Origin of the sequence: Pseudocitrobacter faecalis, from assembly GCF_965231525.1 — a bacterium.
In the GTDB taxonomy this organism is placed as follows: domain Bacteria; phylum Pseudomonadota; class Gammaproteobacteria; order Enterobacterales; family Enterobacteriaceae; genus Pseudocitrobacter; species Pseudocitrobacter faecalis.
Window position 1 is genome coordinate 163,767 of the sequence record NZ_CBDDNJ010000002.1, and the last position, 14,340, is coordinate 178,106.

Here is a 14,340-nt window from a genome sequence, read left to right on the forward strand (position 1 = left end):
TAACATCCTCTATTCATCTGAATATTGTGAAATATTTCTCTCTCTCCACGAGTATGATGCCTTCATATTAATAATAAGCCTGCCCAAAAATACGTTGCATATCGCCTTTGTAGCGACGAGATAAATAATAAACATCTTACCTATATACAGAGTGATTACGTTATGGAAACGGTGACAACAAATAGTGTTGCTCGGGAAAGTGCTGTACCTCTTTCTCGGAAAAATATGAGTGAGCAAGCCTGGAAAGAAGCCATCAAGTTCGATAGTACCGATACTGGATGGGTTATAATGAGTATCGGTATGGCAATTGGTGCGGGCATCGTTTTTTTACCCGTACAGGTTGGGTTAATGGGCCTCTGGGTTTTTTTACTCTCCTCGATTATTGGTTATCCGGCGATGTATCTCTTTCAGCGACTGTTTATTAATACCCTCGCTGAATCACCAGAATGTAAAGACTATCCCAGCGTGATTAGCGGCTATCTGGGTAAAAACTGGGGGATCCTGTTGGGCGCTCTCTATTTTGTGATGTTAGTCATTTGGATGTTTGTCTATTCCACTGCTATTACAAATGATAGCGCCTCTTATTTGCAAACTTTCGGCGTTACGGATGGGCTGCTCTCCGAGAATCCCTTTTATGGGCTCGTGCTTATTTGCGTGTTAGTAGCTATCTCCTCGCGTGGAGAGAAAATGCTGTTTAAGATCTCAACCGGGATGGTGCTGACTAAGCTTCTGGTTGTCGCCGCATTGGGGCTTTCGATGATAGGCATGTGGCGTCTCTATAATATTGGCGCATTACCTCCATTAGGCCTGCTGGTTAAAAATGCGATCATTACGTTACCTTTTACACTGACCTCCATTCTCTTTATACAAACGCTGAGTCCGATGGTGATTTCCTATCGCTCACGGGAAAAATCAATTGAAGTTGCACGCTACAAAGCATTGCGGGCAATGAATATTGCATTTGGGATTCTGTTTGTCACCGTTTTCTTTTATGCCGTCTCATTTACATTGGCGATGGGGCATGACGAGGCTGTTAAAGCCTATGAGCAGAATATATCCGCACTGGCTATTGCTGCACAGTTTATTAGTGGTGCAGGGGCGGGATGGGTGAAGATTGTCAGTGTGATTCTGAATATATTCGCGGTGATGACTGCCTTCTTTGGCGTCTATTTAGGCTTCCGTGAAGCAACTCAGGGTATTGTCATGAACGTGCTGCGGCGTAAGTTTTCTGCTGATGCTATCAATGAAAAAATGGTACAGCGCGGCATCATGATTTTTGCGGTTCTCCTGGCATGGAGTGCCATTGTACTTAATGCACCGGTGCTCAGTTTCACCTCAATTTGTAGTCCTATTTTCGGCATGGTTGGATGTTTAATTCCGGCCTGGCTGGTCTATAAAGTGCCTGCGTTGCATAAATATAAGGGATTATCCCTGTGGATCATTATTGTCACCGGCCTTCTGCTATGTGTTTCGCCATTCCTGGCATTTGCCTGATATCGTTATAAAAGGTTGTTGTTATGTTTGAGAATGAAATAAACCCCAAATGGGATGTTTTTCTCGCTGCGGTAAAGCAGGAGGTAAAACCGGCGCTTGGTTGTACTGAGCCTGTCTCTCTGGCACTGGCAGCGGCTGTTGCGGCGTCGTATTTACAGGAAAACATTGAACGTATTGACGCGTGGGTTTCGCCTAATCTGATGAAAAATGGCATGGGCGTGACCGTTCCGGGAACCGGGATGGTGGGCTTACCTATCGCAGCGGCGTTGGGGGCTCTGGGGGGTGACCCTAAGGCTGGGCTGGAAGTACTGAAAAACAGCGCCGTGCACCACCTTACGGCTGCGAAAGCGATGCTGGAGAATGGGCAGGTACGCATCGTGTTGCAATCGCCGTGCGAAGATATTCTCTACGCAAAGGCCAGGCTTAGCGCTGGCGAACGGTGGTGCAGCGTGACCATTGTTGGCGAGCACACGCGCATCGTCAGCATTGAAACGCAGGATGGCATTCTGTTTTCCCTTGCTGAAAACAGTCGCGAAACGCTTTCACCCAATCCTCTGGAAAGTCTGGCATCGGCTACCCTTGAAGAGATTGTCGATTTCGCTGTACAGGTTCCCTTTGAGGCGATTCGCTTTATCCTCGAAGCAGGCCAGATGAACGATGCACTCTCCAGGCTGGGCTTGCAAGGCGAATGGGGATTACATATTGGCCGAACGCTGGAAAAACAGCAGCATCGTGGATTGTTGGCTGATGATATTTCGACGGCTATTTTAATCCGCACCAGCGCGGCGTCAGATGCCCGAATGGGGGGCGCGTCGCTTCCTGCTATGACCAATTCTGGCTCAGGTAATCAGGGGATTACGGCTACGCTTCCGGTGTTAACGGTTGCGGAGCATTTTGCGGTAGATGATGAGAAGCTGGCGCGAGCGTTAATACTGTCGCACCTTAGCGCCATATACATTCATAACCAACTCCCGCGACTTTCCGCGCTTTGTGCGACCACGACGGCGGCCATGGGTGCTGCGGCGGGGATGGCCTTGCTTGCGGGGGGCGATTACGCCGTGATCTCAATGGCTATCGCCAGCATGATAGGAGACGTAAGCGGAATGATTTGCGATGGGGCTTCTAACAGCTGCGCGATGAAGGTCTCTACCAGCGTGTCATCTGCGTGGAAAGCCGTTTTGTTGGCATTAGATGGTTCGGCGGTGAGTGGCAACGATGGCATTGTGGGATGTGACGTCGAGCATTCAATCGCGAATCTCTGTGCGTTGGCGCGTCATGCAATGCAGCATACAGACCGACAAATCATTGAGATTATGTCCCACAAGGCGACCGTTTAAACAAAAATCCCCGGTATCACCGGGGATTTTTTTATGCCGCTTCCTCTTCCGACTGGCGGGTTTGGGCATCTGCGACAATTGCTTCGAGTTCGCCTAGCATCTCTTCAAATCCGAAATTCACCGGCGTTGAAGTGACGGCCTGAGGGGTTAACGGCTTTTTCGCCTGTGGCTTCTTCTGGCTTTTCTTACTCATCTGCTCACTCTTTTCATCCTGAAATTACACTGGTAAATCTATCAGCAAAGCGCGTAGTGGCGTATCGGCAACCAGCGTTATGTTATCTTCGTCACGAATAAATGCGCCATCGCCGCAGGTGAGCGCCCCTTTTTCCAGCGCCTGCGTCTCGGCATGCACGGTTCCGTGGATCGACTGCAGGTAAGCGCGCGGGCCATTGATGAGAAAACTGGCTTTCTCGCCTTTTTTCAACTCAATATGGTGGATCCATACCTTTTGACGCAGTTGCAGGCTACCGTCTGCGCCATCAGGTGAAGCAAGCAGTTGTCGCGATGTATCTGCAATGTCCACTTTCTGAATCAATGGATTTTCGCGTTCCGGGCAGGCATCCAGCCAGAGCTGCATTCGGGTGAGCGGCTTATCCTTACTGACATTATGTTCGCTGTAGCTGATGCCCGGCTGGGTCGAAATCAGCAGCGCTTCGCCTGCTTTCGCCTGGACATGATGGCCTTCGCTGTTACGGTACTCCGCTTCCCCTTCGAGAATGATATTGAGGATATCCACTTTCGGGTAAGTTCGCGGCTGAAAGGCGGCCCCTGGTGCCAGCACTTCCTGGTTCAGGACACGCAAAGAGGCGTATCCCAGCAGTTTTGGGTCAAAGTAGTGTCCAAAGGAGAAAGTGTAGCGAGCCTGTAGCCAGCCGAAGTCCGCCTTTCCACACTGTTTGGCTGTTCGGGTAGTAATCATAGTTTTTGACCTCTCTTTACACTAAATCAATGGTAAAGGTATGGACGCTGCATTGTTAGCCAGATATTCTGCCCGGTATATTCAAATTTCCTGAATGATAAAACGATGGCTAAAGAGAGAGCATTAACGCTGGAAGCCCTGCGGGTGATGGATGCAATCGACCGTCGCGGCAGCTTTGCCGCTGCGGCTGATGAGCTTGGACGTGTTCCGTCGGCATTAAGCTACACCATGCAAAAACTGGAAGAAGAACTGGACGTTGTGCTGTTCGACCGCTCAGGTCATCGAACAAAATTCACCAATGTCGGGCGCATGCTTCTTGAACGCGGGCGCGTACTGCTGGAAGCGGCGGATAAACTGACGACGGATGCCGAGGCGCTGGCACGCGGTTGGGAAACGCATCTGACGATTGTCACCGAAGCGCTCATTCCGACACCCACGCTCTATCCACTGATTGAAAAGCTGGCGGCGAAAGCGAACACACAACTGTCAATTATCACCGAAGTGCTGGCCGGCGCGTGGGAGCGTCTGGAGCAGGGGCGGGCGGATATCGTGATTGCGCCGGATATGCATTTCCGTTCGTCGTCGGAAATTAACTCACGCAAACTCTATTCGGTGATGAATGTTTACGTTGCCGCGCCGGATCACCCGATTCATCAGGAGCCTGAACCGCTCTCTGAAGTGACGCGCGTGAAATACCGCGGCGTAGCGGTGGCCGATACCGCGCGTGAACGCCCGGTGCTGACGGTGCAGTTGCTGGATAAACAGCCCCGCCTGACGGTCACGTCGATGGAAGATAAGCGCCAGGCGTTGTTGGCCGGTTTAGGCGTGGCAACGATGCCGTATCCGCTGGTGGAAAAAGATATTGCCGAGGGGCGTTTACGGGTAGTCAGCCCGGAATATACCAACGAAGTGGAAATCATCATGGCGTGGCGTCGCGACAGCATGGGCGAAGCGAAGTCGTGGTGTCTGCGGGAAATTCAGAAGCTGCTGGCGGTTAAGTAGTGTTTTCCCCCCCTCACCCTAACCCTCTCCCTCAGGGAGAGGGAACTGACCGTGCAGAACTGAAAAACCTGCTCTGGTTTTCTCCCTCTCCCTGTGGGAGAGGGCCCCTGCTCTGGTTTTCTCCCTCTCCCTGTGGGAGAGGGCCGGGGTGAGGGGGAAAATCGCCCTACGAATTCAACTTCGGATCCGCCCCAAAGCGGTTTTCACCCGGCGTGCCTGACTGGCAGTTGAAAATGATAATCACCAGCCAGCCGATAATCGGGATGATCAGCAGCAACAGCCACCATGCCGAACGGTCGGTATCATGCAGACGGCGGAACTGAACGGCCCACCAGGGCAGGAAAATCAGCACACCATAAATTGTTGTCAGAATGCCTTCACCGCTGGCGCGTTGCCAGCCCAGCATCTTATCAAGAATACCCAGCACCAGCGTAAAGATGACGTTGACCAGAATAAACATCCAGTACTCTTTACGGCGCGCGCGGCCCCCAAAACCGATGTAATTTCGTAGAACTTTGAGATACCAATCCATTTTTTGCCTCAGCTATGCGTTAATCACTTGTTTTCTAAGCGATCGAATTAAGAATAGCCGTGAATGAAATGGTGGTAAATATTGGTGTCACCAATTAATAGGGCATCCCGGAGGATGCCCTGTGTCATTAGCGGAAGCGCTCATCACGCCCGTGCGGCTCGTCAAGATCCTGCCACGGCCCAATGGAAATGATTCCCGTTGGGTTAATGGTTTTATGGCTGCGGAAATAGTGGTTGCGGATATGGTCGAAATTCACCGTCTCGGCAATCCCCGGCATCTGATAGATATCGCGCATAAAACCGTGCAGATTCAGGTAATCGCTGATGCGGTGTTTGTCGCACTTAAAGTGCGTCACATAAACCGGATCAAAGCGGATCAGCGTCGTCCACAGGCGAATATCGGCTTCAGTAAGCTGATTGCCTGTCAGGTAACGATGCTGGCCGAGGATCTGTTCCAGACGTTCCAGCGAGGTAAACACTTTCTCTACCGCATCGCTGTAGGCCTCCTGGCTGGTGGCAAAACCGGCCTTGTAGACGCCATTATTCACGGTGTCGTAGATCCAGCCGTTCAGTTCGTCAATCTGTTCACGCAGGGCAACGGGGTAGTAGTCACCCGCTTTCGCGCCCAGACCATCGAAGGCCGTATTGAACATACGAATGATTTCAGCGGATTCGTTGCTGACGATAGTATGATTTTTCTTATCCCACAGAACCGGCACGGTGACACGACCGGTGTAGTGCGGGTCGGCGTGCAGGTAGAGTTGATAAAGGAATTCATGCTGATACAGCGCATCGCCGGTTGCCGCCGGGAAGCTGTCATCGAAAGTCCAGCCATTTTCCAGCATCAGCGGGTTGACCACGGACACGGAGATAAACGGTTCCAGGCCTTTCAGCTTGCGCAGAATCAGCGTGCGGTGCGCCCACGGACAGGCGAGCGACACGTACAGGTGATAGCGATCTTTCTCAGCGGCAAACCCGCCGACGCCCGATAGGCCTGCTTCGCCATCCGCAGTGAGCCAGTTACGGAATGCCGAGACCGAACGTTGAAATTTTCCCCCGGTGGATTTGGTGTCATACCAGGTATCATGCCAGACGCCGTCAATCAGTTGTCCCATTTTTCTCTCCTTCAGATAGCAAAAGCGAGGAGATGTCTCCTCGCTTTAATTCATTCAGTATAGTGCGATTACCATTTTTTATTCAGCACACGGTCGATGCTGAATGCGCCCGGGCCAGTGATGGCCAGCAGCAGGAAACCGCCTGCGATGGTGAGGTTTTTCATGAACATCAGCGAGTTTACGCCTTCCGCAAAGTTACTGTGGAACAGGAATGCGGTCAGGATGGTAAAGCCCGCGGTAAACAGCGCGGTGGTACGGGTCAGGAAGCCAAACAGCACTGCCAGACCGCCGCCAAACTCAAGCAGGATAACCAGCGGCAGCATAAAGCCAGGGACGCCCATCGCTTCCATATATTGCTGTGTACCCGCATAACCGGTGATTTTTCCCCAACCTGCGGTAATGAACAGAATTGGCATCAGAATGCGCGCTACCAGTACACCAACATCTTCTAATTTTTTCATCTTAAAACTCCAGGAAACCCATCGGGCGAACAATGTTATTTATTGTGCAAATACACGTTGATGCCGTGTGCCTGCTGTCGATGGAAAGAAGAATACCCGCGGCCTGGATCAATTGTTAGCAAGGAAAACTGTCGAATTTCTTCAAAAATTCTGAGTAATGCAATGCAAGATGAATATTTTTGTCGAGGCGGATCGGGGGAGTGGTGAATTGCCTGCTGACGTCGAGGGCAATCGGCAGGATACCTGGCGCAGGAAATCACGGTGCTGTCAGACGATGAGATCGCCACGCATAGGCGAATGGCGGTGCTGGAATTTCTGCAAAAGCATATTCGCCGCCGCGAAGGTTTCAGTAAAGGTCTTGATAAAGGGTTTGCTAAGGGCGAACGCAACGCCAAATCGCCCAGGCACTATTAGCCAGCGATATCGACGTGCCAATCATCGCCAAAACCACCGGCCTGACTGTTGCCGAGATAGAAGCACTCGCCTGAAAACAAGGCCCGGTATTGTGTACCGGGCCTGTATCAGATTAACGTAGCGTCGTTTTCACCAGTCGCCATGCGCTCCAGAGACTGAACCCGCGCCGAGCCCAGCGAACCAGTCTGTTCGGCTGGCGCAGGCCCCAGACGGCGAACACGCCGCTACCGGCCAGCGCCCAGGTTCGCAGGCTGAGCAGCATCGCCCATTTGCGGTCGTAGACCTGAGTGAGTTCCAGCCAGTCGCGTCGGCCCGCACTTAAGTCCAGCCGCTGTTGCTGAATCTGGCTCAGCAAATACGCCTTACGCGCCTCACGCTCCTTTCGGTTACTCACGGTCATCCTCCAGCAATGCCCGGTCATTGGCCAGCTCATGGCGCGTATGACGCAGCAGGGTTGAGTGCCGCACTTTTCGTAGCGTCCAGAGCCCGCCGATTAATGCCAGCACCAGTAAGGTCACGGTGGTGCCAATCATCACGTTCAGCCGATACTGCGGATCGACTGCCCAGATAATGAGCACCAGCAGGCTCATCAGGCCGAAAGTGGCAAACAGCAACGTTAAGCCAACCAGCAGGAGTAGCTGGAAGATATTCGCTTTCTCTTCTTCCAGCTCCACCACCGCCAGGCGCACCCGCGTTTCCACCATTTGCACCAGTACGGTCACCAGGCGTTGGCCGATGCCGAGGATATTTTTCCCTGGGCCTTGTGTGTGTTGATAATCCGCCATTATTAGCGACGCGTCAGCAGCACACCCAGAACCAGACCAACCGCCGCGCCAATGCCGACGCCGGTCCACGGGTTTTCACGCACGTAGCCATCGGCACGCGCGGCGGCTTCGCGGGTCTGTTTAGCCAGCGCATCGCTGGTTTCACCCAGACGATGACGGCTCTCTTTCAGCGCGCTTTCCGCTTTACTGCGTAATTTGCTGATCTCTTCTTTCGACTTATCAGAGGAGCTATTCAGTACTTCTTCCAGGGTGTCAGCCAGTGATTTCAGTTCCGCGCGCAGGTTATCTGCATTGGTATCTTTAGACATGATGCTCTCCTGTTTGAATGTCCATGTGCTTAGTACTGGCGAGACTCCAGTTCTTTAAGCTCGTGCTGTGATTCCGCGAGTTTGCGTTCGCGTTTGGCAATTTTTTCCGCATCGCCTTTTTGCTTTGCTTCCTGCAGGTCACGCTGACGTTCGGCGATCTCCTCTTTCTGCTCGGCAATTTTTTCCTGATGCTCAGCGCGTAACTGACTGTCGGAACAGTTAGCTTTAACCTCGCTCAACGCTTTTTTCAGGCCATTAATGCGGTTTTGATTGTTATGCTTTTCGGCATAGCTGATCTCACGCTGGATGTCCTGTTCTTTCTCCTGGCACAGCGTCGTTGCGCTTGCCCCGGCGGTGAGGGAAAGAAGTGCGATGGTCAGTGCGATGCGGTATTTCATGTAAGAAACCTTCCATTGTGTTAAGTACATCAGGAATGTACGGGTTCCAGTAAAGAGGGGTAAAAGATTACGCCCACTTACTCAAGCATAGTTAGAAAATCGGGAAATCACCAAAGCCAGTGATTAGATACAGAATTATCCAAAGCGATGCGGCGTGTCGCGCAACAGCGAAAGCCAGGTGGTGGCATCGCGATCGTCATCCTGCTGAGCGATGATGTACTCGTGCGGGAGCGTGCTGTCGAGCACCTTTTTGGCTGCGGCGCTCTGTGCGCTGGACTCGAATTTAATGAGTAGCGCATCTTTTTGCGGCGTGATGCTTTTGAACTGTATGCCGTTAGCATCCAGATGATGCCAGATGGAGAAGCCATCCGGCATGCTGGTGCCCTGATTGAGTGGGCGAATCGCCAACGTGGACTCTTTCTGCTGTAATGTCGCGCAGAGCCAGAGAATGGCGCAAAACAGCAGTAATGCGCCAAGGCTCAGGGTAAACCGACGTAGCGTGACCTGTTTCAGCCCCATTATGAGCTCCGGTTGCCGTATTTTTTCTTCCACAGAACAACCAGCGAACCGACCAGGCCAATGATCAACAGGGCGACTGGCAACAGCATCAGACATGACATCAGCGCATCTTCATACTTCAGGAACACCGGCGTTTTACCAAGCAGGTATCCCAGTGAAGTGAGGATAAGTACCCAAAGCAGGCCGCTCATCCAGTTAAAGAACTGGAAGCGTGCATTGCTCAGGCCGGATATCCCGGCGATAGTTGGCAGCAGGGTACGCACAAAGGCGATAAAGCGGCCAATCAGCAGCGCCGAGAGCCCATGTTTGTGGAACAAATGATGGGCGCGCTGGTGATAGTGAGCAGGAAGATGGGAAAGCCAGTTCTGCACAATGCGCGTATTCCCCAGCCATCGCCCCTGAATGTAACTGAGCCAACAGCCCAGGCTTGCGGCGGTGGTGAGCAACAAAATAGTTTGTGGGAAACCCAGCGCGCCTTTGGCAATCAGAACGCCAATCAACACCAGCAGGCTATCGCCCGGCAGGAAGGCGGCAGGTAACAATCCGTTCTCAAGGAACAGGATCATAAACAAAACAAAGTAGAGCATGCCAATCATGGACGGATTCGACAGGGTTTCGAAATCCTGGCTCCATAATGCATTTAATAACTGGGATAATAGTTCCATTCACGATTCCTGGTACAACGATTAACGTAACGCCTGAACGAACTGCGACATTGTTTATATTTTAATCGGTCGCGGTAAACACATCCGTGTTAATGGCGAAGTAAGCAATTGCTAACTTACAGAACGACAAAATGCATCTAATTGTAACAAACGCCTGAGTTTTGCGTCACAGATTTTGCAGTTTGTTGAGGATTGATTTTGCGGGTTGCGTGGGTGAGAGGCGAGGGTATTTACAAAGGCTGACACTATATATGTTTTGCTTACCCACAATAAACGTCAGGCCAGTCTGAAGACGGCCTGAGAAGGGATTCAGGGAGATTATTTCGTGCCGTTGGCGGCCGTGTCGAGGTGCACAACCGGGTTTTCGGCGAACAGGTAACGGTCAGCATTAAATTCGAAGTCATCGCTGGTTTCGTTAAACAGCATCAGCTTGGTGTTTTCCAGATGCTGCCACATCGCCAGTTTGGCGGCATGCGGGTCTTTGCGGATGAGCGCTTTCAGGATTTGGTCGTGATCGTCGCACCAGTTATCGACCGTACGCGCATCAATATGCTCATGCAGTTTTTTCCAGTACGGGTTATGGCTGCGCTGGGTCCACATTTTCTCGACGATGGCGGCAAGGGCGGTATTCTGCGTGGCCAGCGCGACCTGAATGTGGAACTGCAGATCCCACTCGGAGTCGCGGAAACATTTCTCGTTGCGCGCTTTGTCCTGGATCTCCATCAGCTTCATGATGTCCTGCTTGGTCACCTGCGTGGCGGCAAACTCAGCAATATTACTTTCAATGAGCTGGCGAGCCTGCAGCAGTTCGAACGGGCCATAATTGGCGAATTCCATCGATTCGTCTGGCGCCTGCTGATGGCGTGGCGTATTGGAAATAACATGGATGCCGGAACCTTTACGTACTTCAACGTAGCCTTCGACTTCCAGCATAATAATGGCTTCGCGAACCACCGTCCGACTCACGCATTTTTCGTCAGCGATAAAGCGCTCGGCAGGCAGTTTGTCGCCCACGAGATAGACACCTTGCTCAATGCGCTCTTTCAGCTCAGCGGCAAGTTGCTGATATAAACGACGTGCGTCAGTGATTTCCATATTCTCTCCAGGCAGGGTACGGCAGATTAGATTTGTTATACCACTTTTACGAGACTCTCACCATAATACGACATGAAAAAAGCCGCCCGGAGGCGGCTTTCATCACATCTCGCTAAACATCAAACTAGCTTTGTGTCGCCGGTTGATGCGTTTCTTGCTCAACCTCGTCAGCCGGTTTGTTTTTCAGCACCGTCCAGATAACCAGCGCACCCAACAGGTCAAATACCGCCAGTACCGCGAACAGCGGGCTGAAGCCGATGGTATCAGCCAGCGCACCGACGACCAGTGCGAACAGAGTACTTGCCAGCCAGGCGGACATCCCGGTCAGGCCGTTAGCCGTAGCCACTTCGTTACGACCGAATACGTCAGAAGAGAGCGTAATCAGCGCGCCAGACAGTGCCTGGTGAGCAAAGCCACCGATGCACAGCAGGCCGATTGCCACGTACGGGCTGGTGAACAGACCAATCATGCCTGGGCCAATCATCAGCAGGGCGCCCAGCGTCACAACCATCTTACGGGAAACAATCAGGTTCACACCAAACCAACGCTGGAACAGCGGTGGCAGGTAACCGCCAACGATACAGCCCAGGTCAGCAAACAGCATTGGCATCCAGGCGAACATAGCGATTTCTTTCAGGTTAAAGCCATAAACTTTAAACATGAACAGGGGGATCCAGGCGTTGAAAGTACCCCAGGCCGGTTCTGCCAGGAAGCGCGGCAGGGCGATACCCCAGAACTGGCGGTTACGCAGGATCTGAGCGACGGACATTTTCTTCGCCGTACCCACCTGATGCTGTGCTTCCTGACCATTAATGATGTAGTCGCGTTCTTCGTCAGTCAGTTTTTTCTGGTCACGCGGGTGTTTGTAGAAGATAAGCCAGGCCATTGCCCATGCGAAGCTCAGCACACCAGAGATAATAAATGCCATCTGCCAGCTGTGCATGACGATTGCCCATACCACCAACGGAGGCGCAATCATCGCACCGATAGAGGAGCCGACGTTGAAGTAACCCACCGCGATAGAACGCTCTTTTGCCGGGAACCATTCGGAGCTCGCTTTCAGGCCAGCCGGGATCATTGCCGCTTCTGCCGCACCGACCGCACCACGTGCCAGCGCCAGTCCCCCCCAGCTACCTGCCAGCGCGGTTGCACCGCAGAAGACAGCCCAGGCAACGGCGAAGAAGGCGTAACCAATTTTGGTGCCCAGAATATCCAGCACATAACCGGCTACAGGCTGCATCACCGTATAGGCCGCGGAGTAAGCGGCAATGATATAGGAGTATTGCTGTGTAGAAATGTGCAGCTCTTCCATCAGAGTAGGAGCAGCAGCTGCAACGGTATTACGCGTCAGGTAGCCCAGCACGGTGCCCAGCGTCACCAGTGCGATCATGTACCAACGTAATCCTTTAATTTTACGCATGTAAACCTCATCGTGTCGTTATTCCGCATTTTCATACGGTCTTCATCCAGTACTACGGGAGGATGTCTCAATCGAGGGGCTTACCGGGAGAACCCGGTACGACCCGAACCTTGCCTTCGTACTCGTGCTTAATTCGGTATCCGTACCGTTAAGTCAGTTGAATTCTTCACCAACATGCATTCCGTCGGCTTATGTTTGACGGGGTGCACAATAACTTGTCATACAACTTTAAAAGGTGAATGCTGTCACAAAAGAGGTAATTTGAGTGTGGATATAGGTGGTAGGGCTTAAAACCAGTCGTGGCGCGGCTTGTGGCGCTTTTTTTAGTTTTTTAATGTCATTTTTTGTCAATTTTTATTGATCTAACTCACGAAAAAATCTTCGGCTTGGCGAAATTGGTGTGATAACTTTGTCAGCATTACAGATAAACATCTGACCACTCGTGAGAGGAAGACGATAATGACCCCGTTTATGACTGAAGATTTTCTGTTAGATACCGAATTTGCCCGCCGTCTGTACCACGACTACGCAAAAGATCAGCCGATTTTTGACTATCATTGCCACCTGCCGCCGCAGCAGATTGCTGAAAACTATCGTTTTAATAACCTGTATGACATCTGGTTGAAAGGCGATCACTACAAATGGCGCGCCATGCGTACCAACGGTGTGGCAGAGCGTCTGTGCACCGGTGACGCATCCGATCGGGAAAAATTTGATGCGTGGGCGGCGACCGTACCACACACTATCGGCAACCCGTTATACCACTGGACGCACCTCGAACTGCGTCGTCCGTTTGGCATCACTGGCAAACTGCTTTCGCCGTCTACCGCCGACGAAATCTGGAACGAATGCAACGAACTGCTGGCGCAGGACAAATTCTCCGCGCGCGGCATCATGCAGCAGATGAACGTGAAAATGGTCGGCACCACCGATGACCCGATCGACTCGCTGGAACACCACGCGACCGTGGCGAAAGACAGCACCTTCTCCATCAAAGTGCTGCCAAGCTGGCGTCCGGATAAAGCGTTCAACATTGAACAGGCCACCTTCAACGACTACATGGCGAAGCTGGGTGAAGTGTCTGACACCGATATCCGTCGTTTCACCGACCTGCAAACCGCGCTGACCAAACGTCTCGACCACTTCGCCGCACACGGCTGTAAAGTGTCTGACCACGCGCTGGATGTGGTGATGTTTGCCGAAGCGAGCGAAGCCGAGCTGGATAGCATCCTGGCGCGTCGTCTGGCGGGTGAGACCCTGAGCGAGCATGAAGTCGCGCAGTTCAAAACGGCGGTGCTGGTGTTCCTCGGCGCAGAATACGCGCGTCGCGAATGGGTACAGCAGTACCACATTGGCGCGCTGCGTAATAACAACCTGCGTCAGTTCAAACTGCTGGGCGCGGATGTCGGTTTCGACTCCATCAACGACCGCCCGATGGCGGAAGAGCTCTCCAAACTGCTGAGCAAACAGAATGAACAGAATCTGCTGCCGAAAACCATCCTGTACTGTCTGAACCCGCGCGACAACGAAGTGCTGGGCACCATGATCGGTAACTTCCAGGGGGAAGGAATGCCGGGCAAAATGCAGTTCGGTTCCGGCTGGTGGTTCAACGACCAGAAAGACGGTATGGAACGTCAGATGACTCAGCTCGCACAACTGGGCCTGCTGAGCCGCTTTGTTGGCATGCTAACCGATAGCCGCAGCTTCCTGTCTTATACCCGTCATGAATACTTCCGTCGCATTCTGTGCCAGATGATTGGCCGCTGGGTGACTGCGGGCGAAGCGCCAGCGGATATCAACCTGCTGGGCGAGATGGTGAAAAACATTTGCTTTAACAATGCGCGTGACTACTTCGCCATTGAACTGAACTAAGGTCC

At 52.3% G+C, this 14,340-nt stretch carries 18 protein-coding genes; 5 read left to right on the forward strand and 13 right to left on the reverse strand.

Features of this window, described 5'->3' with window-relative positions:
- Nucleotides 1–162: 162 nt before the first annotated feature.
- Entirely contained in the window at nucleotides 163–1,494 is a 1,332-nt protein-coding gene (locus tag ACOXYR_RS01415) for an SLC5/6 family protein (protein WP_113858931.1), read from the forward strand.
- A gap of 23 nt (nucleotides 1,495–1,517) precedes the next feature.
- Nucleotides 1,518–2,831, forward strand: a complete 1,314-nt coding sequence (locus ACOXYR_RS01420) for an L-cysteine desulfidase family protein (RefSeq protein ID WP_113858932.1) — start codon at nucleotides 1,518–1,520, stop codon at nucleotides 2,829–2,831.
- A 31-nt stretch (nucleotides 2,832–2,862) separates the two neighbouring features.
- On the opposite strand, the gene ACOXYR_RS01425 is transcribed toward ACOXYR_RS01420, so the two are convergent.
- The gene (locus ACOXYR_RS01425) at nucleotides 2,863–3,024 is read right to left on the reverse strand and encodes a hypothetical protein (RefSeq protein WP_167405934.1); all 162 of its coding nucleotides are present in this window, start codon (nucleotides 3,022–3,024) and stop codon (nucleotides 2,863–2,865) included.
- A 24-nt stretch (nucleotides 3,025–3,048) separates the two neighbouring features.
- Complete coding sequence (locus ACOXYR_RS01430) at nucleotides 3,049–3,750, reverse strand: pirin family protein (RefSeq protein WP_108475027.1); 702 nt, start codon at nucleotides 3,748–3,750, stop codon at nucleotides 3,049–3,051.
- A 105-nt stretch (nucleotides 3,751–3,855) separates the two neighbouring features.
- On the opposite strand from ACOXYR_RS01430, the gene ACOXYR_RS01435 reads away from it, so the two are divergent.
- Nucleotides 3,856–4,752, forward strand: coding sequence for a LysR family transcriptional regulator (locus tag ACOXYR_RS01435; protein ID WP_015962907.1), 897 nt, complete (start codon nucleotides 3,856–3,858; stop codon nucleotides 4,750–4,752).
- A 166-nt stretch (nucleotides 4,753–4,918) separates the two neighbouring features.
- On the opposite strand, the gene ACOXYR_RS01440 is transcribed toward ACOXYR_RS01435, so the two are convergent.
- From ACOXYR_RS01440 to ACOXYR_RS01450, 3 genes are all read right to left on the reverse strand, one after another.
- The gene (locus ACOXYR_RS01440; RefSeq protein WP_108475028.1) at nucleotides 4,919–5,284 is read right to left on the reverse strand and encodes a DUF805 domain-containing protein; all 366 of its coding nucleotides are present in this window, start codon (nucleotides 5,282–5,284) and stop codon (nucleotides 4,919–4,921) included.
- A 127-nt stretch (nucleotides 5,285–5,411) separates the two neighbouring features.
- On the reverse strand, nucleotides 5,412–6,398 hold the full coding sequence (locus ACOXYR_RS01445; RefSeq protein ID WP_421355406.1) for a glutathione S-transferase family protein: 987 nt from the start codon (nucleotides 6,396–6,398) through the stop codon (nucleotides 5,412–5,414).
- A gap of 68 nt (nucleotides 6,399–6,466) precedes the next feature.
- On the reverse strand, nucleotides 6,467–6,859 hold the full coding sequence (locus ACOXYR_RS01450; protein WP_015962910.1) for a DoxX family protein: 393 nt from the start codon (nucleotides 6,857–6,859) through the stop codon (nucleotides 6,467–6,469).
- Between the two features lie 261 nt (nucleotides 6,860–7,120).
- Between ACOXYR_RS01450 and ACOXYR_RS01455 the strand changes: the two genes are divergently transcribed.
- Nucleotides 7,121–7,273, forward strand: a complete 153-nt coding sequence (locus ACOXYR_RS01455) for a hypothetical protein (RefSeq protein ID WP_373300366.1) — start codon at nucleotides 7,121–7,123, stop codon at nucleotides 7,271–7,273.
- Between the two features lie 112 nt (nucleotides 7,274–7,385).
- On the opposite strand, the gene ACOXYR_RS01460 is transcribed toward ACOXYR_RS01455, so the two are convergent.
- The 8 genes from ACOXYR_RS01460 to exuT all read right to left on the reverse strand — a co-directional run bounded on the left by ACOXYR_RS01460 (nucleotide 7,386) and on the right by exuT (nucleotide 12,463).
- Nucleotides 7,386–7,667, reverse strand: coding sequence for a YqjK-like family protein (locus ACOXYR_RS01460; RefSeq protein WP_108475145.1), 282 nt, complete (start codon nucleotides 7,665–7,667; stop codon nucleotides 7,386–7,388).
- Entirely contained in the window at nucleotides 7,660–8,058 is a 399-nt protein-coding gene (locus tag ACOXYR_RS01465; RefSeq protein WP_421355405.1) for a phage holin family protein, read from the reverse strand. Before ACOXYR_RS01465 ends, ACOXYR_RS01460 begins: the two co-directional genes overlap by 8 nt.
- A 2-nt stretch (nucleotides 8,059–8,060) precedes the next feature.
- Nucleotides 8,061–8,366 (reverse strand): ElaB/YgaM/YqjD family protein, encoded by a 306-nt coding sequence (locus tag ACOXYR_RS01470; RefSeq protein WP_015962914.1) that lies wholly within the window; start codon nucleotides 8,364–8,366, stop codon nucleotides 8,061–8,063.
- Nucleotides 8,367–8,395: 29 nt separating this feature from the next.
- Nucleotides 8,396–8,764, reverse strand: coding sequence for a DUF1090 domain-containing protein (locus ACOXYR_RS01475; protein WP_421355404.1), 369 nt, complete (start codon nucleotides 8,762–8,764; stop codon nucleotides 8,396–8,398).
- Nucleotides 8,765–8,899: 135 nt separating this feature from the next.
- Entirely contained in the window at nucleotides 8,900–9,283 is a 384-nt protein-coding gene (mzrA, locus tag ACOXYR_RS01480; RefSeq protein WP_108475033.1) for an EnvZ/OmpR regulon moderator MzrA, read from the reverse strand.
- Complete coding sequence (gene yqjA / locus ACOXYR_RS01485; RefSeq protein WP_108475034.1) at nucleotides 9,283–9,948, reverse strand: DedA family general envelope maintenance protein YqjA; 666 nt, start codon at nucleotides 9,946–9,948, stop codon at nucleotides 9,283–9,285. The genes mzrA and yqjA overlap by 1 nt, the downstream gene beginning before the upstream one ends.
- Before the next feature lie 318 nt (nucleotides 9,949–10,266).
- Entirely contained in the window at nucleotides 10,267–11,043 is a 777-nt protein-coding gene (gene exuR, locus ACOXYR_RS01490) for a transcriptional regulator ExuR (protein ID WP_108475035.1), read from the reverse strand.
- 124 nt (nucleotides 11,044–11,167) lie between these two features.
- The gene (gene exuT, locus ACOXYR_RS01495) at nucleotides 11,168–12,463 is read right to left on the reverse strand and encodes a hexuronate transporter ExuT (protein WP_108475036.1); all 1,296 of its coding nucleotides are present in this window, start codon (nucleotides 12,461–12,463) and stop codon (nucleotides 11,168–11,170) included.
- A gap of 459 nt (nucleotides 12,464–12,922) precedes the next feature.
- Between exuT and uxaC the strand changes: the two genes are divergently transcribed.
- Nucleotides 12,923–14,335 (forward strand): glucuronate isomerase, encoded by a 1,413-nt coding sequence (uxaC, locus tag ACOXYR_RS01500; RefSeq protein ID WP_421355403.1) that lies wholly within the window; start codon nucleotides 12,923–12,925, stop codon nucleotides 14,333–14,335.
- Nucleotides 14,336–14,340 lie beyond the last annotated feature (5 nt).

What these genes read in the sequence shown, in the direction of transcription:
- ACOXYR_RS01445 (WP_421355406.1), bottom strand. Translation starts at nt 6,398, where the DNA reads ATGGGACAACTGATTGACGGCGTCTGGCATGATACCTGGTATGACACC.
- ACOXYR_RS01475 (WP_421355404.1), bottom strand. Translation starts at nt 8,764, where the DNA reads ATGAAATACCGCATCGCACTGACCATCGCACTTCTTTCCCTCACCGCC.
- ACOXYR_RS01465 (WP_421355405.1), bottom strand. Translation starts at nt 8,058, where the DNA reads ATGGCGGATTATCAACACACACAAGGCCCAGGGAAAAATATCCTCGGC.
- uxaC (WP_421355403.1), top strand. Translation starts at nt 12,923, where the DNA reads ATGACCCCGTTTATGACTGAAGATTTTCTGTTAGATACCGAATTTGCC.
- exuT (WP_108475036.1), bottom strand. Translation starts at nt 12,463, where the DNA reads ATGCGTAAAATTAAAGGATTACGTTGGTACATGATCGCACTGGTGACG.
- yqjA (WP_108475034.1), bottom strand. Translation starts at nt 9,948, where the DNA reads ATGGAACTATTATCCCAGTTATTAAATGCATTATGGAGCCAGGATTTC.
- ACOXYR_RS01470 (WP_015962914.1), bottom strand. Translation starts at nt 8,366, where the DNA reads ATGTCTAAAGATACCAATGCAGATAACCTGCGCGCGGAACTGAAATCA.
- ACOXYR_RS01420 (WP_113858932.1), top strand. Translation starts at nt 1,518, where the DNA reads ATGTTTGAGAATGAAATAAACCCCAAATGGGATGTTTTTCTCGCTGCG.
- ACOXYR_RS01430 (WP_108475027.1), bottom strand. Translation starts at nt 3,750, where the DNA reads ATGATTACTACCCGAACAGCCAAACAGTGTGGAAAGGCGGACTTCGGC.
- ACOXYR_RS01415 (WP_113858931.1), top strand. Translation starts at nt 163, where the DNA reads ATGGAAACGGTGACAACAAATAGTGTTGCTCGGGAAAGTGCTGTACCT.
- ACOXYR_RS01425 (WP_167405934.1), bottom strand. Translation starts at nt 3,024, where the DNA reads ATGAGTAAGAAAAGCCAGAAGAAGCCACAGGCGAAAAAGCCGTTAACC.
- ACOXYR_RS01440 (WP_108475028.1), bottom strand. Translation starts at nt 5,284, where the DNA reads ATGGATTGGTATCTCAAAGTTCTACGAAATTACATCGGTTTTGGGGGC.
- ACOXYR_RS01450 (WP_015962910.1), bottom strand. Translation starts at nt 6,859, where the DNA reads ATGAAAAAATTAGAAGATGTTGGTGTACTGGTAGCGCGCATTCTGATG.
- ACOXYR_RS01435 (WP_015962907.1), top strand. Translation starts at nt 3,856, where the DNA reads ATGGCTAAAGAGAGAGCATTAACGCTGGAAGCCCTGCGGGTGATGGAT.
- mzrA (WP_108475033.1), bottom strand. Translation starts at nt 9,283, where the DNA reads ATGGGGCTGAAACAGGTCACGCTACGTCGGTTTACCCTGAGCCTTGGC.
- exuR (WP_108475035.1), bottom strand. Translation starts at nt 11,043, where the DNA reads ATGGAAATCACTGACGCACGTCGTTTATATCAGCAACTTGCCGCTGAG.